Raw genomic sequence first — 26,022 nt, 5'->3', positions numbered from 1 at the left:
GGGTGAGAGCTTAATTTGGGAAAAATATAAAATTTTAAGGATAGAAACCATTTCCCATCTTGACCATTTTCTTTTCATTCAGCTTTACGACTTTCAAAGATATCTCAAGCAGTGCCTTCTTTTATAAATAATAGAAATTACCTATTGCATCATGCTTTTATTTATCACGTGTCTTTTTGAGCTTACGCCCTCCCACTCCACGAAAAACAAAACATCCCAAACGGAATATACTTTGCCATTCACGGATCTTTCTTTAGAAAAGCATCTCTCAAAGTGCTCAAACCCATTTCGCAACAATGCCCGTAAATAATATCATAGCAGCCCCACTATGCACTATCATTCTTATGCTTTTAAAAGAGCAAGCTTGCATCATTACATTTGTACCTACCTTTAATGGTGCGACAGCTCTCAGCACTTGAAAGTGTTCATAAGAAACATTTTTAATTATTTTTTGAATGTTTTTTCGACATGCTAGCTCCATTTATAAGTACAAAATTGGTTTTGATTTTTTCATTATAAAAGAAGTTGAAATGAGAAAATCTTATGATATTCAGGGCTCTCATCCAACATGAGAAATAAAAATTTTATCAATCAATATATTATATAATTCAATATTCTTTTATAAGTGTGAAGATGGCATCACATAGTGGAGTTTATAAACTCTGGGGGAGGATTTTATAATTTCAGGGAGTTTTAAATAATCCCATTCCACGAGTGGTGACGTGAAATATGTTAAGAGAAATTTCTTAAAAACAGCCCATAAATGTACAAAATAAATGCATTTGTTTGAAGCATTCTGTTTTGCGTGAAACATCCCCCCTGTTAAAAAGCAAACGTGTGAATTAACTGCAAAATAGCGCGTTGCTCTCTCTCAAGAGTCGCGTCAATACTTGAACGTATATGAATTACACCTTTTCTTTATATTTTTTCTCATAAACCTCTCAAAAATACACTCTCTCACGTGAGATAAATTATAGTGCATTCTAAAAGCCTTTTATTTTCTTTAAGGAAGGAAATAAAAGCGTGTACATAAAAATTTATTTCAATGGTCACGATACCATAAAAAATGTTAACCTGTTATACCCTTTTGGCTATTGCGGCCTGTGCTGCTGCTAAACGAGCAATTGGAACTCGAAAAGGAGAACATGAAACATAATCTAGATTATTTTCTTCACATAAAGCAATAGAAGCAGGATCACCCCCATGTTCACCACAAATTCCCAATTTTATTTTGGCACGCTTTGAGCGTCCACGCTGTGCAGCAATGGCAATCAGTTCTCCAACACCATCACGGTCAATAGAGACGAAAGGATCGAGCTCTAAAAGACCTTTTTGAAAATAGGTTGCCAAAAAAGGAGCTGCATCATCACGGGAAATTCCAAAAGTGGTTTGTGTCAAATCGTTTGTTCCAAACGAAAAAAATTCCGCCGTTTCAGCAATTTCATCAGCTCGAAGCGCTGCTCTTGGAAGCTCAATCATCGTCCCAACCATATATTGAATAGTGCTTCCCTTTTCTTTCATCACTTCCTCAGCAACCTGATCAATACGCGCTTTTACAAAATCGAGTTCAGATTTAAGCGCAATAAGTGGCACCATAATTTCAAGCATAACAGGAGATCCGGACTTTTGGGCAGCTTCTGTTGCTGCTTCAAAAATCGCCCGCGCTTGCATTTCAGCAATTTCAGAATAAGTAATGGCTAAACGGCATCCTCGTAACCCAAGCATAGGGTTAAATTCGTGCAACTGCTGTGCACGTTCAGAAAGTACTTCAGCAGAAACGCCCATAGCTGTTGCAACCTCAAGAATTTCTGCATCGGTTTTTGGTAAGAATTCATGGAGTGGCGGATCGAGCAAGCGAATGGTCACAGGCAAACCACACATAATTTCAAATAATTCGCTAAAATCTGAACGCTGCATTGGCAAAAGCTTGTCTAACGCTTTGCGACGTCCACTTTCATCATGACTTAAAATCATTTCACGCATGGCAACAATGCGTTCACCAGAAAAAAACATATGCTCTGTACGGCAAAGACCAATACCTTCAGCCCCAAAAGAACGCCCCATACGAGCATCAGATGGTGTCTCAGCATTGGCGCGAACTCTTAGACGTCGCATCCCATCAGCCCATTCCATTAACTTTGAAAAGTCTCCGCACAACTCAGGCTGCAACATCGCAACCTTCCCTTTGAAAATTTCTCCACTTCCACCATCAATCGTGATAATATCACCTTTTTGAAAACTTTCTCCTGAAGCAAGCAGCGTATTTGTATGATAATCAATCCGTACACTACCTGCACCAGAGATACATGGCTTTCCCATCCCTCGCGCCACAACAGCTGCGTGGCTTGTCATACCGCCACGTGTTGTTAAAATTCCTTCAGCAGCATGCATACCATGAATATCTTCTGGGCTTGTTTCGACACGAACCAAAATAACTTTGCGCCCTTCTGCCAATGCTGTTTCTGCCTCTTCTGAAGTAAAAACAATTTCACCCGTTGCGGCTCCAGGGGAAGCCGGTAAACCACGCCCTATAACCAAACGTTCTGCTTTTGGATCAAGTGTTGGGTGTAAAAGTTGGTCGAGTGATTTTGCATCAATACGCATCACAGCCTCTTCACGACTTATTAACCCCTCCTCAACCATTTCAATTGCCATCTTGAGAGCCGCACGCGCTGTGCGTTTCCCTGAACGAGTCTGCAGCATCCATAATTTACCTTTTTCAATGGTAAATTCGAGATCTTGCATATCTCGATAATGCTGCTCAAGTTTCTGCGTGATCTGACATAACTTCAAAAAAGCTTCAGGCATAATTTTTTCTAAAGACGGCTTATTTGAACCAGCAACAATACGCGCATTTTCTGTAATATTTTGAGGCGTTCGAATACCCGCTACAACATCTTCTCCTTGCGCATTAACTAAAAATTCACCATAAAGTTCTTTTTCCCCTGTCGACGGATTGCGTGTAAAAGCAACACCTGTTGCCGAATCTTCTCCCATGTTACCAAAAACCATCGCTTGCACATTAACTGCCGTTCCCCAGCTTTCAGGAATGCTATGTAAACGGCGATAAGTAACTGCGCGTGCTGTCATCCAACTTGAAAAAACGGCTCCAATCGCCCCCCATAACTGTTGTTCAGGATCTTGTGGAAAAGGGGTTCCTAATTTTTCTTCAACATAGTTTTTATAAGAAATAATAACATTCTTCCAATCATCTGCTGTCATTTCTGTATCAATAGTGTAACCATTGCGTGCTTTTGCTTCATCAAGAATCTCTTCAAAATACGAATGATCTAGCCCCAAAACAACGTTGGAATACATTTGGATAAAGCGCCGATAACTATCATAAGCAAAACGTTCATTATTGGCTTGTAAAGCAATTGCTTTTACAGTCTCATCATTCATGCCAAGGTTCAGCACTGTATCCATCATCCCAGGCATAGAAGCCCGTGCCCCTGAACGAACAGAAAGCAAAAGTGGTCTTTGTTCACTCCCAAATTCACGTCCTGTTTGTTCAGCAACGCGTCTTAGTGCTTTCTTAACAGATTCCTGTAGCTCTTCTGGATATGATTTGTCATGGGCATAATAAAAATTACAAACTTCTGTTGTCAGAGTAAAGCCGGGTGGTACAGGCAAACCAAGATTACTCATTTCTGCCAAATTAGCGCCTTTACCGCCGAGAAGATTACGCTCACTTGCACTTCCTTCTGCACGACCATCTCCAAAACTATAAACCCATTTTTTCATTGTACAAATCCTCCCATATCAGCATCAAAATACTATTCAACCTAGGCTCATTTAAAAGCGATAATTTGATTTTAAAATCAGCAAAACAAAAAAGATCGCTTCATAAATGCATAATAACAATGTTTCCAAAAGAGAACGGATCACAAGTCTCTCTTATCCAACTTTTGGAATATTAAAATTCAGTTTTTAAGATAACTATCAATCAAAGAAAAAAACTCTTCTACTTTCATGGCACCTTCATATTTATCACCATTGATAAAGAAAGTAGGCGTTGCTGAGACACCAAGTTCTTTACCACGCTCAAAAGATGCATTCACTTCATCTAAAATGGTCTGATTTTTCAAACAAGCCGTAAAACTTTCATCTGTAAAACCCGCCATTAAGCTAATTTTTTTCAACGGTGTCAGAGCATCTTTTCCCCAAACCCACTCATTTTGTTTTTGAAATAAAACCTCTATCAAAGGAAAATAGCGATCTTCTGGTGCACATCGTGCTAACATAAAACCTGCCGTTGCCCGAGGATCAAAAGCATAATCGCGGAAAATCATTTTCACTTTTCCTGTTTTGATATATTTCTTACGAATTTGAGGAAGGATATCATTATAAAAATGCGCACAATGCGTACATGTCAACGAAGCATACTCAACAATGATGACTGGAGCATCTGCTTCTCCCTCAACGCGGTCCTTAACTTTACCCGATTGAAGAAGCTCAGCCATATCCACTGTTGCAACGGGTTTGATACCGCGCGCTAAAGCAACTGCTACACTGTTTTGTACAATCGTTATGAAGAGAAAAATTATCCCGAAAAATAAAAAAGAACGATATTTTATCATAAATAATACTTTTCTGTTGTTATTAAACGAATAGGAATCCAATGCTTTCCCCTATATTAAAGAAAAATATCTAAAATATCTTGCTATTTATTATTTTTTTCTGAAAAAATGCAACAGCCAAGTTTATAAAGTGATTGGTGTAAACTTTTATCTTCAATTCCTTCAAGCATTTTTTCTACGCATTTTTTGTCTTGTTCACTCAATGCCAGCTTTAAAGGAACATGATTCATAAAAACCGACATACTCCTTTGTTCAATCTTAATGCGGTCAATAGCAATATAACCAAAAAATCCATTAATTCTATGAAGCAATTCCTCTGTTTCATGCATCAATTTTAATGCAGCAAATCCTTCACAGGCGACAACAAGTGTTGCTGGCTTAAAAACTTCATCTTGATCCGCGCGACGTTTCCAAATAATTTTAAGAGGCATTGTATGCTCACTAATATCATAGCCCGCAATTTGTGGCCAATGCTCTATAAGCGCGACGTTAAGCCCTGTCCGTTTGCGTAAAACTGGATCAAGTATTTTCAGTACCGTCTCAGAAAGAGAATAAAAAGCATGTTTTTTGAGCTGTTTTCTCATTTTTAGATCATTGTTCAACCGTTTATTCAATTACAATCATTTGTTTCATCTAAAAATTATCGTCTTCCCAATTTATAAAATATCAACAAAATAAAAATTCTCCCCTCACTAGAATCTCGCAATAAAAATAAAGGAGCAAAAAACATAGATTGCCAAATAAATACTTTTTTCTTTTGCATTTTACATCTCTCTATGCTTGAAAACAATCATGTATGAAATTTCTTCGCACCTCCTTTCTTGGTACGATCAAAATCACCGACATCTCCCATGGCGGATTACCCCCGAAGAGCAAAAACAAGGTATCCGTCCTGATCCTTATCAAGTTTGGCTTTCTGAAATCATGCTGCAACAAACAACCGTTGAAACGGTTAAGCCCTATTTTAAAAAATTTCTGAAACTTTGGCCTGATCTTTCTTCTTTAGCAAAAGCCTCACAAGAGGACATCATGAAAGCGTGGGCTGGACTTGGTTATTATTCACGCGCACGTAATCTTAAAAAATGTGCAAAACAGCTTGTTGAAAACTACGCAGGACAATTTCCACAATCTGTAAAAGCATTACGAACTCTCGCGGGTATTGGAGATTATACGGCCGCAGCCATTGCCGCAATTGCTTTTAATCACCCTGTAGCAGTGGTTGATGGTAACGTCGAACGTGTGGTAGCCCGCCTTTTTGCTATCACTTCAATATTATCCAAAGCAAAAGCTGAAATTAAAGAACAAACACAAAAAATTACTGCTTTAAATCGTCCAGGCGACTTTGCTCAAGCAATGATGGATTTGGGAGCAACAATTTGTACTCCACGCAAACCATCTTGTTATATCTGCCCTCTTCAAAGTTTATGTAAAGCGGCAAAGATGCAACAAGCAGAATTTTTTCCAGTCAAAGCTCCCAAAAAAGAACGTCCTTCAAAAACAGGGATTGCTTTTGTCGTCCTTAATAAAAAGAGACAAATTTATTTGGAAAAACGACAAACGCAAAAACTTCTTGGTGGAATGACCCAAATTCCTAATAATATTGGCATAAACAACGAAAATGGGCTCCAAAACGCCCCCTTTACTGCCAATTGGCAATTCAAAGGACAAATTACCCATGTTTTTACGCACTTTTCTCTAAAACTCGATGTTTACTATACTGACGATATTCATGAAATGAATTGTGAAAACGGTTGGTGGTGCAACATTCAACATCTTGCCGAAGAAGCACTCCCTACAGTTATGAAAAAAGCCATCGCCATAGCTCTTCCCAATTCTTTTAGATTTTAATAACCTTCCCTATAAAATTTTTGCTCACAGAAACTTGTGCTATCTCTAGCGACCATTTCTTTCTCTGTAAAAGAAAAATTTAAGGAAGTAAAATGATCAATTTTTTCTACGGATTAAGAATTAATAAGGGATAGAAAAGTTTAGAAATATTGGATTTAAATTTCAGGAATTATCTCCTTTTTACTTAATGCAAAGAGCAAACCGACACGCACCATTACACACTTTACCCAATCTCTAATGTTGTCGATAGCCCTTGGCACTTGAGATAGTTCATAAGAGATACTTTTACTCTTTTCTTTAGTCATTTTTACTCATATGCCCCCCCCACTTATGACACGCAAAGTGATTTTGATTGATTCAATATAAACAGGCTTAAAATGAGAAAACCTGACGATATTCGGAGGGGATCATTCAAGTTGAATAATTCAAAATTATCTTTATAAGTCACATATATTACAATATTGCACGCACGTCCATAAATGTATATGCTCCCCCCAAAACACTTAATTTTGAACTTCTGAACGAATTTTTTAATTCTATCATTTTCACAAAAGTATCTCGATTGATAATTTGATTATTTTGGAACTTAAATGAGAGCATAAAATGAAACTTTTGCATTTTAATTTCTTCTACAAGAAACATAAAAATACACGCTTGCCGCTTGCTAGCCAAACTAGCATGTTAACGCTTGAGAAGGCATAAACTTGCTCGTATGTCTCTCTCAATTAAGGGCGGATACATATGGTCAATAGAATGAAGTGATCATCTTAGTTCATAAAACACCCGTTTTTAACATTTGTGAACGTATGATCATTCTTAAGTGATCTATGGACTTCAACCGTCCATTTTCCTCATAATACCAAAAAGTCCAACCGTTACAACTCTGCGAATCTTGAGCCTTTCTTCCCATTGCGTGAATGGAACCTGCTTCACCACCATGCATGATCGTACCATCAGCTCTTACAATAGCAGATACTTGCTTCTTGCGATCATAAAGAACTTCTCCAGGATAGAGCAAACCTGCTTCAAGCAAACTATTGAATGCTACACGTGGTTCTGCTTTTTTTCTATCCAAAATCGCCAGTTCTGGTTGCGCTAAAGGTTTAACCGCCGCAATTCTCTCACATGCTGCATCAATGTAATCTTGCTCGCGTTCAATACCAACAAAATCACGCCCTAAAAGCTTGGCAACAGCACCTGTTGTTCCTGAACCAAAAAACGGATCAAGAATAACATCTCCAGGTTTACTAGAAGCCATAATAATACGCGCTAATAACGCTTGTGGTTTTTGTGTTGGATGTAATTTACGCCCTGAATCATCCTTTAAACGTTCAGCTCCTGTGCAGAGAGGAAAAAGCCAATCTGAACGCATTTGTAAATCTTCATTTGCTGCTTTCAAAGCATCATAATTAAATGTGTACTTTTTATCTTTTTGATCTCTTACAGCCCAAATAAGCGTCTCATGGGCATTTTGAAAGCGGCGCCCTCGGAAATTAGGCATCGGATTATTTTTGCGCCAAATAATATCATTAAGCATCCAAAAACCTAAATCTTGTAAGGCTGTACCAACTCGAAAAATATTATGATATGATCCAATAACCCAAATCGTTCCGTTGGGTTTTAACACACGACGACACGCAAGCAACCAGGCACGCGTAAAAGCATCATAAGCAGCAAAACTCTCAAACTGGTCCCATGCATCATCAACCGCATCAACAAGCGAATGATCTGGACGGTATAGCGCACCCTCCAATTGCAAATTATAGGGAGGATCCGCAAAAATCATATCAACGGAATGTTTTGGCAGTTTTTCTAAAACGGCAACACAATCTCCTTTAAAAATTTTATTGCGCCATGGCATCTGTGAGGGAGTACGAATGAAATCTTTTTGAAGCTGAATAACTGTCATGAAAAACCCAACAAAATGAACTGAATTTGCCCTATAATCAATCAAAATAGTTTATAGGCCCGCATTACCAATCCATATTTACAAAATAGAGTAAACGTATCGTTAAAGTTCTGCAAAATTGATATTCATTTTTATTTTTTTTAAGTAAAAAAACTTTCGTATCAATGAGTCCTTATTTTTCTTTTTTTAATGTACTGTTCCCATATCTTTTCTTTCGAAAAAGAATTAAAAATCATTTTCAAAGCGTATTTTTATGAAGTAAGGTCCTCTTAATATTATTTTTACGAAAGTTGTCCATCTTGTAACATGTAAAGGAATATCTTATGCCTCAGATAGATCTTATTATTTTTGATTGTGATGGAGTCCTCGTCGACTCTGAATATCTTGCAGCAAAAATTGGATCTCAATTGCTCAGACAAACAGGATATGAAATATCAGCGGAAGAATTGAGTGAGCGTTTTGCAGGGCTCATCTTTCGCGATATTCTTAAACACGTTGAACAGGAAACAGAAAAACCAATTTCTGCTCATCTCATAGATCAGATGACCAATATTTTTCGTACACAAATAAAAACTGAATTACGCGCTATTGATAATGTAAGAGAAGCTATAGAAGTTATTCAAACACGCTATCCCTACTGTATCTGCTCTAATGCAAAGAGCGTAGATATTAAAGAGATGCTCACCACTGTTGGTCTCTATGACCTTTTTGAAGGTAAAATATTTTCAGCACCTGAAGTTGGAACAAAAAAAACGAAACCTGCCCCTGATGTTTTTCTTTTTGCCGCACAACAATTACAGGTAGAGCCTAAAAACACAATCGTTATAGAAGACTCACTTCACGGTGTCCATGCCGCCATAGCAGCAGGTATGCGTGTCATCGGCTTTACGGGAGGATCACATAGCTATCTTGGCCACTCTAATGCGCTTGCAGAAGCTGGTGCCGAAACGGTTATCGCAAAACATTCTCATTTAGGAGAAGTGTTAGAAGCAATGGCAATATGGCGCGATTTATTATAAAAAAATCTCTCAAATATATCAATTTGTAGACTCTATGTAAGGAAGCATTTTTACCCCAATATTCTCCCCTTCTCGCTTTTCTCCTTTTATAATAACTTCAACAAATGAGTGCTTCACAACATGGGGCGATTGCATCTCAATGTGAAGAAAAAATATGGTCCTTCATCTAGAAATCATAAGTCTAACCATTGCACATGCTTTAAAAGAAGCAAAAAAGCTGAGAGACGAATGCATAAAAATCTCATTTTCTGGGAAATCTAACTTTTGGGAAATTAAATGTACCAGTAAACTGCTTATCTCTCTACAATCCAATCCCCTCCTCCAAACAACAGCAACCTATCCTGATAAATGACCAGATTTGTCAAAAAAAAAAGAATATTACGTCCTGCTCAATAGGACGTAAATTCTACGCCAAAAACACACCCTCCTCTGCTCATTAAAAATATATTATCCAACATGTTAAAACTGTATGCTATGTTCGTATTGACCATAGGGGAACACATTAAAGTTCTCGGAAGCTATAGAACACAAGAGTTTATTGAAAACGACAAAAGTACCCTTGTTAAGTTATAAGGGCTCGTACTTTCTCAATCTAAATCTCGTAAATTTGTTGAAGGTTTATTAGGCATTGCTACTTAAACAGTGTTTTGATAGCATCAACTGATACAGCCTTTCTAAAATTACAAAAGACAAAAAGAATACATCCTTATAAATGATATGCGCTTTATAGAAAACATTCCACACGAAGCAATTTACATACAAAATATTGGTTTATAATGATCTTCTAGCGTTATTCAGCATAAACAAAAAAATGAATGTCGTAAAATTCTCTTATTTCAAATCTGGATATGTTGCATCAAATAAAAAAAGAATAAAAACGCCTCTTAATGAATCATCTCTAGATACCAAGGACTTAGCAATATTAGAAGCAAGCAAAGTATATGACGGTACCATCTTTCTGTCTTTATAAATATCAAAGATGCTGATGTTCTAAAAATTTTATATTATGGAATTTTATCATTCTATCAATCACAAGCATCATTGAAAAATAAGCTTGAATATCTTAAGAAAATTTTTTTAATAAGAACGCAAATATGATATATATAATAGTTGATGTTAGAAAACGTAAGACAAGCAGTTGCTCAAAATTTTCCGAAAGCACCTAATAGACTTTTTAAATAAGCAATGAAGCCTGATCTTTTCAAAAATAATCCCACTTTATAAAAAACGTCCTTTCTAAAAAATAAAAGCAGTTTTTCAGCTAGGAAAGAAGAAAATATTGAAAGATATTTTCCAATGCTGATCTTCTAGCGCTCATCAATGTGTCTGAATTGATATTCTTCTATACATCGCTTTTCACCATAATACATAATAATGGGTTATTCATATGGGCGAGAAAAACGTTAAAGATAATATCATTGATCTCTATCCAACTCGAGCTCTCCTTTATACTATGAGAGAACCGTGCATTTTTTAGTATCTATGCCATAAAAGTATATATAAATTAAGGACTAAAAAAATGATAATATTATATTATCGTGATACAATTAAACACAACCGTTGAATAAGAACTTAATATCATCTACAGAACATACATTCTATCATTATAACTCCCTATAATAACTACTATAGCGAAAAAATCTCAGATCTTTCCTGTTCGTCATAGTTTAATTGCTGAAAATCTCTTCACAATACATCATAATTTTCATATTTTTTATTATACGATTGATATTAAATAAATTTTTATAGCTTTAATCTGTAAAAAACTGATCAATTTTATTATATCTAAATGTATTAAAAAATAAGTTAAATTCTTTAATAAAAATGATGCGATTAATAAATAATATTATTTTATATATAACACATAATAAAATATTTTATATAATTATTACTGTTACTTATTTACAATAACGTTTATAAAAATTTATATTTAAATTTTTAATATGTATTTTTGTATTGACTAAAAATACATAATGAAATATGTGCTTTCTATATAAAGTAAGTTATATGCACATATTGTATATTTATATTACATTTACTTACATATATAATTAAAAATATTTGAGGTAAAGTTATGGTAAAAATATTTAAAAATTATGTCTTAAGTGTTTTTATAGCGAGCACTTTTTTTCTTTCACAAACCGTAAATGTTAACGCAAACTATTTGAAAAACGGTTCTCCAAAAGAGGAATTTTCTGTTCCCCTAATGGAACAAGTAAAGAATGCGAAATCTGATGCAGTTTCTACAACTGCTTTCTATGTTCCATCTGTAAATTATAAAACAGAAAATGGGACAACCTTTGAAGGAAAAGTTGAAAAGGTCCTTGAACCCATGACTGTAGGAGTGGGACTATTGTTCGCTGGATATGCAATGAGTTTTATAGGATCGATAATAAGTTGGATAAAAGACATAGTGTTGATGTTCAAATAATTTAATTTAGTGTAGAGCTCTAGAATAATAGCTTCATTATGTATTACTGAATTTACTGCAAATCATTACATAATGAAGCTAGTCATAATACAAAATATAAATGATGTAGATTATATCCAAATATCCAAACTATAAATTTACGCATATATATTGAATAGTATAAAGTATTTGAGGTAAATTATGATTAAAATTTTTAAAAATCATATGTTGAGTATTTTTATTATGTCTGCCTTTTCTCTTTCTCATGTTGTAGATGTGCATGCAAACTATTTGCAAAATAGTACTCATCGTGAGAATAATTTTGTTTCTACAATAAAACAGAAAAGAAAGGATGCAATCCATACCGTTTCTCTCTATACACCAAGTCTCAATGGTGATGTGGAAAATGAAACTGCCATTGAAGGAAAAGTTGAAAAGGTCATTGAACCTGTTACCATCGGAACTTTTGGTATTGGGATGGCTCTTGGATATGCATCAAGTACGATAGGCATGTTTATAGGGTGGATAATCAGCAAAATAGTCTCGTATTTTAAATCTCGTTAAAATTAAAAGTTCAGCAGAATAAGATCTTCTCGGATGAAACATCAACTATGGATATATTCTATATTTACCCATAGTTTATGACAAAAAACGAATGAATTATCACATTAAAAATGAAAAAAGCTTTAAATGCTTTTGTTTTCTCAATGTGTACTAATTCTGCCGATGTATCTATTCAATTCAGATTAAAATAGAAGTAAAAATATTGGTGATAAATTATGACTAAAGGATTGAAAACTTACATATTAAATATTTTTATAGCGATTTCTTTTTTACTTTCACAAGTGATAACTGTCCATGCTAATCATTTGAAAAATGATACTCAATGGGAAACTATTTCTCTCATCGAACAAGAAAAGAAAAACACTGTCAATATAGCTGCTCTTTATGTACCCAATTTCACGCATGAAGCAAAAAATGAATCCGTCATTGAAGGAAAATTTGAAAAAGTTTTTGAACCAATTACTCTAGGTTTTTTTTCTACAATAGGAGCTTTGGGTTTTGGATTCTTGACCGGATCTGTTATGGCCATATTTAGCGGGATAATCGGATGGGCAATCGGAATAATTAAAGGAAAATAATTCAAAGATACTCAATTGTTTTTCTATTTAAAATAGGAATATTTTACGGCCTGCCTTGCATCATTTGGCAGGCTGTTTTATGCTTTCTATAAATAAGCTTTAGATCACCATACTGTATAACACAAATGTAATCCTTAATTTGCATACAAAATGATAAATTAAACAAAGTTTATTCAATAAATACCATTCTATCTATTTGATTTTATTATTTACGAAGACACATAAGTGAAGACACACTGTAAAATTTAAGAAAATGAATAATAAGAGAGAAAATTCTCAAATGTAACAGATTTTTTGTGAACATTTGACGTTTATATCTCAAAAATAATAATGTTTCAGACTATTTCTTTCATTATTGATTTAAAAAGAAAAAAATAAGCTTCTATCCATTTAATAATTTAAATATTATAAAAAACATGAAATAAATAACTTCATCAATTTTCCAAAAATAAAAAAGGATAAAACTTATGCAATATATCAGCACGAGAGGTGAATCTCCTGCTTTAAGCTTTACGGAAACAATCATGACAGGGCTGGCAAGTGATGGTGGACTTTATCTTCCAGATAAATTTCCACAATTATCATTTGATGCGTTACGCGCACTTCGCGGTCAGTCTTATACAACAATTGCTACAACACTTCTATGGCCCTTTGTAAATAACGAGATCGAGTACACAGCTTTTGAAAATATGATTGCTGAATCTTATACAACCTTCCACCATCCAGCAATCTGTCCGTTACGACAAACTGGAACAGATGAGTTTATCCTTGAACTCTTTCATGGGCCTACTTTAGCTTTTAAAGATGTCGCAATGCAGTTTCTTTCTCGGCTAATGGATTATGTTTTGACTAAAAAAAATAGATTTGCAACGATTATTGCCGCAACATCGGGTGATACAGGAGGAGCTGCGATACAAGCTTGTGCTGGAAAAGAACACTCAGATATTTTTATTTTATTTCCTAAAGGACGTGTATCACCTATTCAACAACGGCAAATGACAACTAATCAAAGTACAAATGTTCATGCCATTGCCATTGAAGGAAATTTTGATGATTGCCAAGCTCTTGTCAAAGCAATGTTTAATGATCATCATTTTCGTAAAAAAAGAGCTCTTTCAGGTGTTAATTCTATAAATTGGGCGCGTATTATGGCGCAAATTGTTTACTATTTTTCATCTGCACTTTCTTTAGGTGCTCCTGATAGAGCTGTTTCATTTACTGTTCCTACTGGAAATTTTGGTGATATTTTTGCAGGTTATGTTGCTGCTCGTATGGGATTACCCATTGCTCAATTGGTTATTGCAACGAATGATAATGATATCCTTGCACGTACATTGACCAGCGGTACTTACGAAACACAACCAATCGTCCATACAACCTCACCTTCTATGGATATTCAAGTCTCTTCTAATTTTGAACGTTTACTTTTTGAAAGTGGTAATCGTGATCCAATGTGGATTCGCAACGCAATGGAAAATTTGAAAAAAATGGGATCTTTCACTCTTAATGAAAAGCAACTCAAAAATATTCGTTCTCTCTTTTCCGCTGGAAAAAGTAACATGGCTGAAACCGCACAAACAATTGATCGTGTCTATAAAGAAAGTGGATATCTTGTCGATCCACATACAGCCGTCGCCCTTAAAGTAGCGCGCGAAAATAAAAAACCGCATATTCCAATGATCGTCCTTGCCACGGCGCATCCGGCTAAATTTCCTGATACGATTAAAAATGCTTGTGGACTTCATGCCCCATGGCCATCTCATCTCAATGATATCATGGAAGGTGAAGAACACTTCATAAGTCTTGCTAATGATGAAAAAACAGTCAAAGATTATATTTCTTTAAAATCGCGTGCATCTTATTAAAGTTAGCTGCATTAATTTAAGTCAAGAATATTCTAATACCCTTAACAATGAGGTATTTAGCTTGTTAATGGAGTCGTAAATACATGGATGTAGATGTCTGTCGTCTTAGTAATGGTTTGACTATCGCCACACATACAATGCAACAGATTGATAGTGTCGCACTGGGAATATGGGTTAAAGTAGGCTCACGCAATGAAACCTTCACACAGCATGGCATTGCCCATCTGCTTGAACATATGGCTTTTAAAGGAACCGAAAACCGTACTGCTTTTCAAATTGCAACCGATATTGAAGATGTTGGTGGTGAAATCAATGCCACAACCAGTATTGAAACAACAGCTTACTTTGCACGTGTCCTTAAAAGCGATATCCCACTTGCTATCGACATTTTAGCCGATATTTTGATGCATTCAAAATTTGACGAAGACGAACTAGAACGAGAAAAACAAGTCATTTTTCAGGAAATTGGTGCCGCCCATGACACGCCTGATGATATTGTTTTTGATCATTTTACAGAAACAGCCTTTCGCCATCAATCCCTTGGTCGTTCTATTTTAGGAACAGCTAAAACTATTCGATCATTTACATCTGCTGATCTTCATGATTTCATCAATAAACAATATAGTGCAGATCGCATGATTGTTGTTGCGGCAGGAGCTGTAAAACACGAAAGTTTTCTAAAAGAAGTTGAAAATCGTCTTGGCACTTTTCGCTCCTATTCAACCGCCTCTCCTACTAATCTTGCCAATTATGTCGGCGGCGACTTTCGTGAATATCGCGATTTAATGGATACTCAAATTGTTCTAGGGTTTGAAGGACGTGCTTATCACGCGCGTGATTTTTATGCGACCCAAATTCTTTCAATCATTCTTGGTGGAGGAATGTCCTCACGTCTTTTTCAAGAAGTAAGAGAAAAACGTGGATTATGCTATTCTATTTATGCTTTTCATTGGGGGTTTTCAGATACTGGGCTTTTTGGTGTTCATGCGGCTACTGGACAAGAAGGGCTCAAAGAGCTTCTACCTGTGATTCTTGATGAACTTTCCAAAACGAGCAAAAATATTCAGGCCAATGAACTCCAACGAGCACAAACACAATATCGTGCTAATCTCATAATGTCACAGGAAAATCCTTCTAGTCAAGCACATCTCATTGCGCGCCAAATACTTCTTTACGGTCGCCCCATTCCAATGTCGGAAACAATTGAACGCCTCAATCTCATAACACCCAAAAGGTTAACGGATTTAGCGCATCGCCTTTTTACAAGTTCCACGCCAACACTTACTGCTGTCGGACCTGTAGGACCCCTCATGAATTTTGATGATTTAACGTCAACTCTTTCATGTAAGATAAAATAAAAAACTGCTTCTCTAAAGAAGCATTACAATGAATATCAATATATTTTATCTTATCATTAAATTTACCACTAAAACTCTTCTCATTAAATAAGTTTTGGAAATATTGGGTAAAGGAGCGTACAAAACTATCCAATTCCTCCTTCATGTGATAGAGGGATTTAATGCGTAAAGATATATCCGTGAAATTTAGAAATTCATGATTTAACTTTGCCCTTTTTAAAATATAAAATTCCATCCGCTTTAAGTTTCATTGAAGAAAATGGGTAAATGGTCTATTTGTATATAAAATCATATAATTTAAGAGAAAACGATAACAATTTATTATGTAAATAAATTATAATAAGGTGGACGTTTTTTCTCAAAAATCTAAATGAAAATTAAACACCCTAAAATATTGAGAGTGGGACATTGTGAAGAGTTTGCGTAAAATAATTAACATCATTTGTATTATCGTCGTTAGTTTTTTTGTCCATCTTACATCCGCACACGCTATTGAGCCCGTTAAGATTTCTTCTCAGGATGCTGTGCTTGATCTCTCAAAAGCAATTGAAATTCATCACACAAACAATTCTATTTTTAAAACAAGTACAGCACCAGGACCAGATGGTATTGTATGGCGTATTGAAGTGCAGGCAAAAAGTGAAAAATTTTCTGGAAATTGGGCTGTTTTTTCTCTCGCAAATCCAACAGATGAGCAAGTCGATCGTCTCATCGTTGCACCCCATTACCGCATGGCGCGTTCTGGATTTTTTTGGCCAGACCTTGGATCAGCACGGATTCAATCTATAACACCAAGTGAAGGTTTTTCTCTCGATCGTCAACCTAGTACGAATTCTGATATCTTTCATATTACTCTCAATCCCGGTGCTGTTGTTACATTCGTAGCCGAACTTAATTCTGAAAATCTACCGCAAATCTACTTATGGCAACCTGAAGCTTATAAGGATTCCATTAATTCTTATACACTTTATCATGGTATTCTTCTTGGAATATCAGGTCTCTTAGCACTTTTGTTAACCGTTCTCTTCGTTGTCCGTGGAACAGGGTTGTTTCCTGCAACAGCCGCTGTTGCTTGGTCCGTACTTTTTTATATTGGTATTGACTTCAACTTTTTAAATAAATTCTTCGCAGTTACACTCACGACACAACCAATCTGGCGTGCTAGTACAGAAGTAGCACTTGCCGCAACACTTTTCATTTTTCTTTTCACCTATCTCAATCTTAATCGCTGGCATTATCATTTTAATTATGGTGCTATCGCTTGGATCATTGCCTTTTGCAGTTTAGGAGCCTTTGCTATTTATGATCCAATTAGAGCAGCAGGAATTGCCCGTCTATCATTTGGCCTTACCGCTGTGTTGGGTATACTGTTAATCATCTATTTTTCAATTCGAAGTTATGACCGCGCTATTATGCTTATCCCAACATGGTTGCTTATTAGCTTTTGGTGTGTGGGAGCCCATGCTTGCATAAAAGGACATTTAAATAATGATATTATCCAACCAGCATTAGCGGGAGGATTAGTGCTCATCGTTCTTCTCATTAGTTTTACTGTTCTGCAACAAACTTTTTCTAATGATGCTTTCCATGAAGGAATATTTTCTGACCTTGAACAACAAGTCCTCGCCGCAAAAGGAGCTGGAAATATTATTTGGGATTGGAATATTGAGCGTGATCGTATTGTCGTTCATCCAAATATGACAACCCTTTTTGGTACTGAAATCCACAACCTCAATGGGACTATGCGCAACTGGATTTCAGCTTTGCACTATGATGATCGTGAACGCTTTCAAGCTGTATTGGATATCATTCTTAAAAATAAAAAAGGGCGTATTGATCAAATTTTTCGTCTTTCTTCTGGTGGCGGTTATTATCATTGGTTTTCTCTTCGTGCACGTCCAGCTATGCAAAAAGATGGGAAAATCACACGTATCATTGGAACCATTGTCAATATTACTAATCATAAAAAATCTGAAGAACGCTTATTGCATGATGCAATCCACGATAGCTTAACTGGTCTTCCCAACCAACAAATTTTCTTTGACCGGCTACAAAATTATACCTCTTTGGCGAAAGCAAATATTAAAATTAGACCAACCGTCTTTATGATTGATCTTGATAATTTTCGCCAGATTAATCGTAAATTAGGCATAGCTGTTGGGGATACTGTACTCCTTATAATCGCTCGTCGTTTAAATCGTCTTATTAACTTTCAAGATACCTTATCGCGCCTTTCAGCAGACCGTTTTGCAATTATTTTACTTAGTGAAACTGAATCAGAAAAAATTGCTGCATTTGCAGATCATTTGCACAAAACAATTTCAGCACCTATTTCATTGTCAGAAAACCAAATAATCCTTTCAACGTCTATTGGATTGGTTACATGGAGTGAAAGTCGATCAACAGCTAAAGATATTTTTAATGATAGTGAATTAGCAATGATTCGTGCAAAACAAATGGGAGGAAACCATATTGAACCTTTTCGTCCTAATTTTCGCACATTGGGTCTTGAGCAGAATATTCTGGAGAAAGATATTCATTATGCCATAAAACGTCATGAGATGAAAATCCTCTACCATCCTATTCTTAATTTATCAGACGGGCATATTATTGGTTTTGAAACAATTGTAGAATGGCATCATCCAACTTATGGGAAATTAAACATCTCTGATTTCATAAAGATCGTAGAAAACGAACAAATCGTTATGGATTTGTCACAATTTATCATCGATAATGCCATTGTTGATCTTATAAATGTAGAAGAAAAATTTTTCCAACAGTCTTTCTTTATTTCAATTAATTTACCAAGCGCAGAAATGATTCATCCTCGTTTTATCAGTCAATTGCGTGCCGCTCTGCTTCGCCATCCGCTCCATAAAGGGCGCTTGATGATTGAAATATCTGAGTTTGTCCTAAGAAATAATCCTGAACAATCAGCCCACTTTCTCGAACAAATTAAAACACTTGGGATGAACCTGGCACTCGATAATTTTGGAACAGGTTATTCGTCACTGACCTATCTCGTGCGTTATCCATTTGATATGGTTAAACTTGATCGTTCACTTATCTCAATTGACTCTCTCAAAAAGAAACTCGTTCTCAAGTCTATCATTAATATGGCAACAGATCTTAACTTGCAAATTATTGCAGAAGGTGTTGAAAATGAAAAAGAAGCAATCTTCCTTCGTCAAGAAGGCTGTAAATATGTTCAAAGCACACTTGTGACGAAACCACTTGCCATAGAAGAATTAATTACGCTCGTTCAAAGCCATTTCCCTTATAAGACAAGATACTGATTTATAATGATAAGTTAGCGTTATTCAACTTGAATTAAAATTCTGAATACCATTCGCTTGCACATCACAAGTAGGGAAAGCCCAGGTGAAGAAAAAACAATTTTAAAAGGGGGAAAATGCCTTTTCATGAATCGTCTTAAGTCCCAAAAGCTGTCGCAATATTGGAAGCTGGAAAATATGACGATAGTGCCCAGCTTGTTACTTTACAAGCGTAAAGATGGAGGAGCTCAATGGATGTATCATAATACCACCCACAAGCGCCTTTGCAAAATAGCCTTAGACACACTAAGGGATGTTTCTTTAAAAGAAAAACATAAAAGATAGAATACGTTTAAAGTTAAAAAGCTCAGAAAAAACTCTACGCATGTCCCATTTCAGAAGCAAGATAGGTTGGATCAATCCCCATACGTGTTAAACTTTTATCATATTTGCAACTTAAATCACTTTCAAAAAGAAAACTAGGTGATGTCGAACTGATTAACCAACCATTTGTAGAAATTTCTGCCTCAAGTTGACCCGCTTTCCACCCAGCATAACCTAACGCTACCAGTGCATGTTGCGGTCCTTGTTCACAACTAATCGCTTTTAATATATCAATTGTCGCAGTAAAACAGACTTTATCTGCAATAAAAACAGTTTCTTCACAAGCATAATCATCAGAATGAAGGACAAAACCACGCGAAGGATCAACAGGACCACCATAGCGAACTGGAAATTGTTTTATTGGTTCAGAAAGACATTTTTTTTGTCCACTGTCTATTACTCCAAGGTGAAGCAAAAGTTCTGGAAAGTCAATATGATGCAATTGATTGAGAATAATACCCATCGCACCAGCATCAGAATGCGCGCAAATATAAATAACAGAACGCATAAAGCGTTTGTCATTCATCCCAGGCATTGCTATGAGTAATTGCCCACCTAAAAAGCCATTACACTGCGTCATTAATCTGTTATTCTCCATAATTTACATGATAAAAGTTTGTTCATTTAGTACACTAGGAAAATAAAACTCCAATGAAAATAAGTTACATAGTTACAAATTTACAAAATATCGCAACTTTCTTTTATAAAAAGATTTTCGTTACTTTAAGCTTAACATTCATAATTTTAGAATTACTTAACATTTCTGTAAATGCTCAAACAAAACAAAAACTTCAGCTTTTCTCAACCTCTTGGTATGAATCAGAAGGTGGTCGTATCCGATTAGCAATTACTGAACCTTCTCTTTCTGGAAAGAGAGAAGGCTTTATTGAAATCGTGCTTAAACCAGGATGGAAAACATACTGGCGTAATCCAGGTAATTCAGGAATGGCACCCTTTTTTAATTTCAACCAACAGGTTTCTTATGAAATCTTTTATCCTACTCCACAGCTTTTTGAAACAGAAAATGATTGGTCATTAGGCTATAAAGATAAAGTGATATTGCCTTTTAATCTATCTTCTTCGAGTCAAAATTTAAGTGGTGCTTTCACTCTTGGATTATGCCATAAAATCTGCCTTCCATTGACTGTTAACTTTGATTTTTCACCATCGTCTCTTAAAAATAAACATCTTCCCGCTTCCTTGTTAAAAGATGCCCAAAATTCTTTGCCGCGCATGACACAAAATGCCCTAAAAATAAGCGCTGAAAAAAATAATAACACCCTCCTTATAAAAATACAAAATAACAACAAAACAACGCCTTACGCTCTCTTTTTAGATGGAGGAGAAATGCAAATTGGAGCAGCAAAAAAAATCAGTGATAATGCAGAATATACACTCTTTAGTGCTCCACTCTACTTCGTACCAGAGGAAACCAACCAAAAAATTTTTTATACAGTTTCTTTTAAAGATCACGCCTTAAGTGGAACATTTTTATTTCATACACAGTCCCCCCCTCTTTCTATCCCATGATAAGAGAAAAAAAATTCTCAAACAGCAATTATGTTGGAAAACGCCCATTTTCGCGATATTGTGCAATTGCTTTGCGCGCAAGGGCATCAGCGCGTTCATTCTCTGGATGGCCCGCATGCCCTTTTACCCAGTGCCATCTGACTGCATGACAAGAACAAGCATCTTCAAGAGTTTGCCATAGCTCCATATTTTTCACAGGACTTTTTGATGCAGTGCGCCAATTATTCTTTTTCCAACCTTCAATCCACTTAGATATACCATTACGCACATAAACTGAGTCTGTATAAAGATCGACCAAACAGGGCTCTTTAAGTGCCTTTAGTGCACAAATTGCCGCCATAAGTTCCATTTGATTGTTTGTTGTATGCGCATTACCACCATAAAGCTCACGTTCATGACCATTCCAGCGTAAAATTGCTCCCCAACCTCCAACTCCAGGGTTTCCTGAGCAAGCACCATCTGTATAAATTTCAACGACTTTTTGTTGACTTGCCATAAAATTTAAAAACCTAATTCGCTTAGAGAATTTACGTTACTGAAAAAACAAAGCTTGTGCCAATATTCCCATGGATTTTTCTTAATAACAAAGCTATCAGGCGGTGTATTAAACCAATCATAAAGACGTGTGAGTAAAAAACGTAAAGACGCACCACGAGCCAATAAAACAATCTTATCCAATTCTAAAGGGATCAATGGTCTTATTTTTTGATAATTTTCCAATAATTTACGTGCTTTGATAAGATTATAGGAATAATCAGGCTCAAAGCACCAAGCATTTAAACAAATCGCTAAATCATAAGAAAAAAAGTCATTACACGCAAAATAGAAATCTATCATACCAGAAAGACAATGATTCACAAAAAAGACGTTATCATTAAATAAATCCGCATGAATAATACCTGTTGGTAAATTGAACGGCCAATTTTCCTGTAAAAAAGCCAGTTCCGACTCAATTTTTTGTCCAAACTCTTTTAACAATGCATCTTCTGTGATTTGACAACGTTGCCACAATACTTGCCAATCCATAATAGAAAGCGTATTTTTACGACTGAGTGTAAAATCCTGTCCTGCCAAATGCAATTGCGCTAACCCTGTCCCTACTTCGCCACAATGATCTATATCGGGCTGACGAATCCACTCTCCTTCCAGAAAAGTAATAATAGCAGCAGGACGTCCTGCTAGTTCACCAATCATCACTCCATCATTTTGAATAATGGGTTGAGGACAAGGAATTCCACGCTGTCCTAAATGCTGCATCAAGCGACAAAAAAAAGGTAAATCATCTTTTGAAATACGCTTTTCATAAAGTGTTAAAATAAACCGCCCTTGTGTTGTCTCCAGCATAAAGTTAGAATTTTCAATCCCTTCTTCTATCCCTTGATAAGACAAAAGTGATCCTATTGCATAACGTGTTAAAAACACTTTTAAATCATTTGGATGAATATCTGTATAAACGGCCATTATTCTGCTTTCGTTGTGAACATGTCTGTATTCTGATTTTCATTTTTTGCATTATTTGCTTGACCATTCACGAATGCCATATCTTGAGACGTTAAAATGACGTCACGTAATTCGCGACTTACTAAAAATCTTTCCGTTTCCACCACTGTTTCAGCTAATTCTATGGTCACATTATAACGCGCACGAAATGCTGAAATAATTTCATCAATAATAATTTCAGGAGCCGAAGCCCCTGCTGAAAGACTGACAACAGAAAGAGCTTTTAGGTTTTCAAAATTAATTTCATCAGCGCGTTGAACTAAAATAGCTTGCCGTGCCCCAGACTTTTCAGCAACTTCTACCAAACGTCGTGAATTAGAAGAATTTGGCGCTCCAACAATCAAAAACAAATCACTCCCCTTTGCAGCTGCCTTAACCGCATCTTGCCGATTCGTTGTAGCATAGCAAATTGACTCAGCCGCTGGGGCTGCTAATGTAGGAAAACGTTGTTGTAATACATCGAGAATTCCTGCTGTGTCTTCAACAGATAGCGTTGTTTGTGTGACAAATCCTAATTTATCTGGATCACCTGGTTGATAATGCAAAGCATCTTCTATCGTTTCAATAAGCGTCACAGCCCCATCTTCAAGCTGTCCCATGGTCCCTATAACCTCAGGATGACCAGCATGACCAATTAATATAACATGACGGCCGTGACGTTGATGCCGTATCGCTTGTTTATGAACTTTCGAGACCAACGGACATGTTGCATCGAGATAAAACAAATTATAACGTCGTGCCTCTTCTGAGACAGATTTTGGTACACCATGGGCAGAAAAAACAACCGGTTGATTGCGATGTTCTTCTGGGATCTCATCAAGTTCTTCAACAAAAACGGCTCCCCTTTGCTGTAATCCCTCAACCACGTAGCGATTGTGTACAATTTCATGACGAACATACACTGGAGCACTGTATTTTTTTAATGCAAGCAGAACAATCTGGATAGCGCGATCAACCCCTGCACAAAATCCACGTGGACCACAAAGACGTATCGTTAAAGGGGGAAGTCCAGACATAAATCATCCTTAATCGCTATAGCTTTAGTCTCATATTCAAACAACCTATCATTATACATGAATAAGCAATCTTAAAAAAACACGCAATATTATCTTTTGCATAAGAACACACTCTATAGCGTTTTCTTACAGCACTTTCCTGAAGAAAAGCTCTTTTAAAATTTACTTTTTTATTTTATTTGCCTAAAGGTCGATAAAATATCGAACAAGAGATTCAATCAAAAGAGCTCCAAAGACAGCTGCCAAATAAAGTAACGAAAAGAAAAACGTTTTTTTGGCCATCAAAATAGTTTCATCATGTGTATTAGCTTTCCACAAACGATAGGCAAAATAAATAAAAATAATGCCTAAAATTGTTGAAAAAATACCATAAAAAACTCCACCAAGACCCGTGAAGCAAGGAGCAGTAGCACATAATACCATCAAAACAGTATAAAATAGGATCTGTTTTTTTGTTGAGTATTCACCTCGTACGTTAGGCATCATAGGGATACCCGCAGCCTCATAATCAAGAGATGAAAAGAGAGAAAGAGCCCAAAAATGAGGGGGCGTCCACATAAAAATGATTAAAAATAATAAAAAGCTATCAAGACTTACCGCCCCAGTTGTAACAGCCCATCCAATCATTGGAGGGAAAGCCCCAGAAGCACCACCAATAACAATATTTTGTGGTGTGATACGCTTTAACCAGATTGTATAGATAACGACATAAAAGAAAATTGTAAATGCAAGAAAAAATGCCGCAAACCAATTAATGAAGCTCCCCATAACCAATACTGAAAGCAGAGACAAGACCATGCCAAAAATAAATGCTTTTGGAGGACTGATTTTACCCATAGGAATGGGGCGCTTTTTAGTCCGTTCCATCACGGCATCAATGTCAGCATCATACCACATATTCAATGCTCCCGCACCCCCACCACCAACAGCAATACATATAATTGCTAAAAAACCATACCACGGATTGATGGGAACAGGAGACACCATTAAACCAACCAGTGCCGTAAAGACCACCAGTGACATAACACGCGGCTTTAATAATGCAATATAATCACTAATGCTGGATTTTGGTGGCGTTGATTTGCCATTTGCAACCGATAACTCTCCTGAAACAGACATTCCACTCAACACCCTTTTTCATTTCTGTCATTCACAAATAAATATTATTTGGCAAATATTATTTGGCAAATATTATCTAGCGTATGGGAATGATCCATTAAAACCAATCGTATTTTTGAGAAAATATATCTCGTAGGCATCTCCTAAAATAGGTAGAACTCTTTGCAACAAAAATACATTTTTTCAATCACATTTTCTCTGACATTACAAATGTATCATAAAAGTGTATCCTACCAAACAGCATAAAGCCATGCTGAAAATTTATCTCCTATAAAATGTTTTTTTTCTCATTTCCCTTTATTTATTATATAGAGATGAATATATTTTGGTAGATACTGGTTTTGTGTTATAGTTTTTATGTGAGGAATTCATTTTTTATGCACAGTCTGTGCATGATTGTGTATGTGTTGAGTTGGATAGGATTTTTTGTGATACTTTATAAATTACTCAAAAAAGTTTTTTTTATTGGTGCTGTTCTTCACCCACTTTATAGCAGTTCTATTAATTACGCTTTTGCACAAACACCCTATGCGCAAAATGTCCCTGCTCCACAAACCTATGGTGCATGGACAAAAGTTTGTGCTCTCCCACCAGGGACACCTAATATGCAGTGTGAGGTTGTACAAAACGTCCATACACAAGGTCGTCATGATATTACTTTGCGCGTTACATTTTATAAGCTTCCTCAAAAGCAAGGGGCTTTAATGCGTGTTTTTGTTCCGATTCGCGTTGAATTACGTCCTGGTGTTGGAATTAAAATTGACGATAAAAATATGGGTAGAATGGAATATCGTCGTTGTCTTGGTGATAATTGTGTTGCTGAAGCTTTTCTTAAAGAAGATATATTACAACTCTTTTTAAAAGGAAAAATGGCAACCTATTTTATCTTTACAACCCCAGAACAAGGAATTGGAGGTTTCGTTGACCTTCAGGGTCTTGGCGATGCCTATGCAACCTTGCCCACGTAAATGAAATCAACACACATTGGATGATTAAAATCTCCTCATATATTTTGAGAGCTTCTTAAATTAGATCAATAAAAATCTTCTAAGCCCCCAATAAAAATA

The 26,022-nt window shown here is 36.1% G+C and carries 19 protein-coding genes; 10 read left to right on the top strand and 9 right to left on the bottom strand.

Features of this window, described 5'->3' with window-relative positions; translation table 11 throughout:
• Positions 1 to 1,077: 1,077 nt before the first annotated feature.
• The 3 genes from ppdK to BTR_RS03215 form a co-directional block, all read right to left on the bottom strand.
• On the bottom strand, positions 1,078 to 3,744 hold the full coding sequence (ppdK, locus tag BTR_RS03225) for a pyruvate, phosphate dikinase (protein ID WP_012231211.1): 2,667 nt from the start codon (positions 3,742 to 3,744) through the stop codon (positions 1,078 to 1,080).
• Between the two features lie 179 nt (positions 3,745 to 3,923).
• Entirely contained in the window at positions 3,924 to 4,580 is a 657-nt protein-coding gene (locus BTR_RS03220; RefSeq protein ID WP_012231210.1) for a DsbA family protein, read from the bottom strand.
• A gap of 83 nt (positions 4,581 to 4,663) precedes the next feature.
• Positions 4,664 to 5,164, bottom strand: a complete 501-nt coding sequence (locus BTR_RS03215) for a DUF721 domain-containing protein (RefSeq protein WP_012231209.1) — start codon at positions 5,162 to 5,164, stop codon at positions 4,664 to 4,666.
• Positions 5,165 to 5,372: 208 nt separating this feature from the next.
• Between BTR_RS03215 and mutY the strand changes: the two genes are divergently transcribed.
• Positions 5,373 to 6,428: an A/G-specific adenine glycosylase gene (gene mutY, locus BTR_RS03210; RefSeq protein WP_012231208.1), complete on the top strand. Its 1,056-nt coding sequence runs from the start codon at positions 5,373 to 5,375 to the stop codon at positions 6,426 to 6,428.
• Between the two features lie 772 nt (positions 6,429 to 7,200).
• On the opposite strand, the gene BTR_RS03200 is transcribed toward mutY, so the two are convergent.
• Positions 7,201 to 8,289 carry a site-specific DNA-methyltransferase gene (locus tag BTR_RS03200; protein ID WP_425276996.1) on the bottom strand — a complete coding sequence of 363 codons (1,089 nt, stop codon included), beginning with the start codon at positions 8,287 to 8,289 and terminating at the stop codon, positions 7,201 to 7,203.
• A 371-nt stretch (positions 8,290 to 8,660) separates the two neighbouring features.
• On the opposite strand from BTR_RS03200, the gene BTR_RS03195 reads away from it, so the two are divergent.
• The 7 genes from BTR_RS03195 to BTR_RS03155 all read left to right on the top strand — a co-directional run bounded on the left by BTR_RS03195 (position 8,661) and on the right by BTR_RS03155 (position 19,427).
• A complete protein-coding gene (locus BTR_RS03195; protein WP_012231206.1) occupies positions 8,661 to 9,356 on the top strand; it encodes an HAD family hydrolase in 696 nt (231 codons plus the stop codon).
• 2,074 nt (positions 9,357 to 11,430) lie between these two features.
• Complete coding sequence (locus BTR_RS03185; protein WP_012231205.1) at positions 11,431 to 11,787, top strand: hypothetical protein; 357 nt, start codon at positions 11,431 to 11,433, stop codon at positions 11,785 to 11,787.
• Between the two features lie 180 nt (positions 11,788 to 11,967).
• Positions 11,968 to 12,330, top strand: coding sequence for a hypothetical protein (locus BTR_RS03180; protein WP_012231204.1), 363 nt, complete (start codon positions 11,968 to 11,970; stop codon positions 12,328 to 12,330).
• A gap of 215 nt (positions 12,331 to 12,545) precedes the next feature.
• Positions 12,546 to 12,908, top strand: coding sequence for a hypothetical protein (locus BTR_RS03175; RefSeq protein ID WP_012231203.1), 363 nt, complete (start codon positions 12,546 to 12,548; stop codon positions 12,906 to 12,908).
• Positions 12,909 to 13,375: 467 nt separating this feature from the next.
• The gene (gene thrC / locus BTR_RS03170; protein ID WP_012231202.1) at positions 13,376 to 14,773 is read left to right on the top strand and encodes a threonine synthase; all 1,398 of its coding nucleotides are present in this window, start codon (positions 13,376 to 13,378) and stop codon (positions 14,771 to 14,773) included.
• Between the two features lie 83 nt (positions 14,774 to 14,856).
• Positions 14,857 to 16,131 (top strand): M16 family metallopeptidase, encoded by a 1,275-nt coding sequence (locus tag BTR_RS03165; protein WP_012231201.1) that lies wholly within the window; start codon positions 14,857 to 14,859, stop codon positions 16,129 to 16,131.
• Between the two features lie 410 nt (positions 16,132 to 16,541).
• Positions 16,542 to 19,427: an EAL domain-containing protein gene (locus BTR_RS03155; protein ID WP_012231200.1), complete on the top strand. Its 2,886-nt coding sequence runs from the start codon at positions 16,542 to 16,544 to the stop codon at positions 19,425 to 19,427.
• A 358-nt stretch (positions 19,428 to 19,785) separates the two neighbouring features.
• Here the strand turns inward: BTR_RS03155 and BTR_RS03145 are convergent, their stop codons facing one another.
• Positions 19,786 to 20,370, bottom strand: a complete 585-nt coding sequence (locus BTR_RS03145) for a YqgE/AlgH family protein (protein WP_012231198.1) — start codon at positions 20,368 to 20,370, stop codon at positions 19,786 to 19,788.
• A 71-nt stretch (positions 20,371 to 20,441) separates the two neighbouring features.
• Between BTR_RS03145 and BTR_RS03140 the strand changes: the two genes are divergently transcribed.
• A complete protein-coding gene (locus BTR_RS03140) occupies positions 20,442 to 21,320 on the top strand; it encodes a protein-disulfide reductase DsbD domain-containing protein (protein WP_012231197.1) in 879 nt (292 codons plus the stop codon).
• A 28-nt stretch (positions 21,321 to 21,348) separates the two neighbouring features.
• Here BTR_RS03140 and rnhA read toward each other — a convergent pair whose 3' ends face one another.
• The 4 genes from rnhA to BTR_RS03120 form a co-directional block, all read right to left on the bottom strand.
• Positions 21,349 to 21,816, bottom strand: coding sequence for a ribonuclease HI (rnhA, locus tag BTR_RS03135; protein WP_012231196.1), 468 nt, complete (start codon positions 21,814 to 21,816; stop codon positions 21,349 to 21,351).
• 5 nt (positions 21,817 to 21,821) lie between these two features.
• Entirely contained in the window at positions 21,822 to 22,781 is a 960-nt protein-coding gene (locus BTR_RS03130) for a homoserine kinase (RefSeq protein ID WP_012231195.1), read from the bottom strand.
• On the bottom strand, positions 22,781 to 23,836 hold the full coding sequence (gene ispH, locus BTR_RS03125; RefSeq protein WP_012231194.1) for a 4-hydroxy-3-methylbut-2-enyl diphosphate reductase: 1,056 nt from the start codon (positions 23,834 to 23,836) through the stop codon (positions 22,781 to 22,783). Before ispH ends, BTR_RS03130 begins: the two co-directional genes overlap by 1 nt.
• 183 nt (positions 23,837 to 24,019) lie before the next feature.
• The gene (locus BTR_RS03120; RefSeq protein WP_012231193.1) at positions 24,020 to 24,955 is read right to left on the bottom strand and encodes a heme o synthase; all 936 of its coding nucleotides are present in this window, start codon (positions 24,953 to 24,955) and stop codon (positions 24,020 to 24,022) included.
• 377 nt (positions 24,956 to 25,332) lie between these two features.
• Between BTR_RS03120 and BTR_RS03115 the strand changes: the two genes are divergently transcribed.
• Complete coding sequence (locus BTR_RS03115) at positions 25,333 to 25,923, top strand: invasion associated locus B family protein (protein WP_012231192.1); 591 nt, start codon at positions 25,333 to 25,335, stop codon at positions 25,921 to 25,923.
• Positions 25,924 to 26,022: the final 99 nt, after the last annotated feature.

The sequence above is a fragment of the Bartonella tribocorum CIP 105476 genome, from assembly GCF_000196435.1.
In the GTDB taxonomy this organism is placed as follows: Bacteria; Pseudomonadota; Alphaproteobacteria; order Rhizobiales; family Rhizobiaceae; genus Bartonella; species Bartonella tribocorum.
The sequence above is the reverse complement of the archived record's forward strand: the minus strand, read 5'-3'. Positions and strand labels throughout refer to the sequence as shown.

Bases quoted from the DNA above. Each gene is read 5' to 3' on its own strand.
- ppdK (WP_012231211.1), bottom strand. From the start codon at position 3,744: ATGAAAAAATGGGTTTATAGTTTTGGAGATGGTCGTGCAGAAGGAAGT.
- BTR_RS03220 (WP_012231210.1), bottom strand. From the start codon at position 4,580: ATGATAAAATATCGTTCTTTTTTATTTTTCGGGATAATTTTTCTCTTC.
- BTR_RS03215 (WP_012231209.1), bottom strand. From the start codon at position 5,164: ATGAGAAAACAGCTCAAAAAACATGCTTTTTATTCTCTTTCTGAGACG.
- mutY (WP_012231208.1), top strand. From the start codon at position 5,373: ATGTATGAAATTTCTTCGCACCTCCTTTCTTGGTACGATCAAAATCAC.
- BTR_RS03200 (WP_425276996.1), bottom strand. From the start codon at position 8,289: ATGCCATGGCGCAATAAAATTTTTAAAGGAGATTGTGTTGCCGTTTTA.
- BTR_RS03195 (WP_012231206.1), top strand. From the start codon at position 8,661: ATGCCTCAGATAGATCTTATTATTTTTGATTGTGATGGAGTCCTCGTC.
- BTR_RS03185 (WP_012231205.1), top strand. From the start codon at position 11,431: ATGGTAAAAATATTTAAAAATTATGTCTTAAGTGTTTTTATAGCGAGC.
- BTR_RS03180 (WP_012231204.1), top strand. From the start codon at position 11,968: ATGATTAAAATTTTTAAAAATCATATGTTGAGTATTTTTATTATGTCT.
- BTR_RS03175 (WP_012231203.1), top strand. From the start codon at position 12,546: ATGACTAAAGGATTGAAAACTTACATATTAAATATTTTTATAGCGATT.
- thrC (WP_012231202.1), top strand. From the start codon at position 13,376: ATGCAATATATCAGCACGAGAGGTGAATCTCCTGCTTTAAGCTTTACG.
- BTR_RS03165 (WP_012231201.1), top strand. From the start codon at position 14,857: ATGGATGTAGATGTCTGTCGTCTTAGTAATGGTTTGACTATCGCCACA.
- BTR_RS03145 (WP_012231198.1), bottom strand. From the start codon at position 20,370: ATGACGCAGTGTAATGGCTTTTTAGGTGGGCAATTACTCATAGCAATG.
- BTR_RS03140 (WP_012231197.1), top strand. From the start codon at position 20,442: ATGAAAATAAGTTACATAGTTACAAATTTACAAAATATCGCAACTTTC.
- rnhA (WP_012231196.1), bottom strand. From the start codon at position 21,816: ATGGCAAGTCAACAAAAAGTCGTTGAAATTTATACAGATGGTGCTTGC.
- BTR_RS03130 (WP_012231195.1), bottom strand. From the start codon at position 22,781: ATGGCCGTTTATACAGATATTCATCCAAATGATTTAAAAGTGTTTTTA.
- ispH (WP_012231194.1), bottom strand. From the start codon at position 23,836: ATGTCTGGACTTCCCCCTTTAACGATACGTCTTTGTGGTCCACGTGGA.
- BTR_RS03120 (WP_012231193.1), bottom strand. From the start codon at position 24,955: ATGTCTGTTTCAGGAGAGTTATCGGTTGCAAATGGCAAATCAACGCCA.
- BTR_RS03115 (WP_012231192.1), top strand. From the start codon at position 25,333: ATGCACAGTCTGTGCATGATTGTGTATGTGTTGAGTTGGATAGGATTT.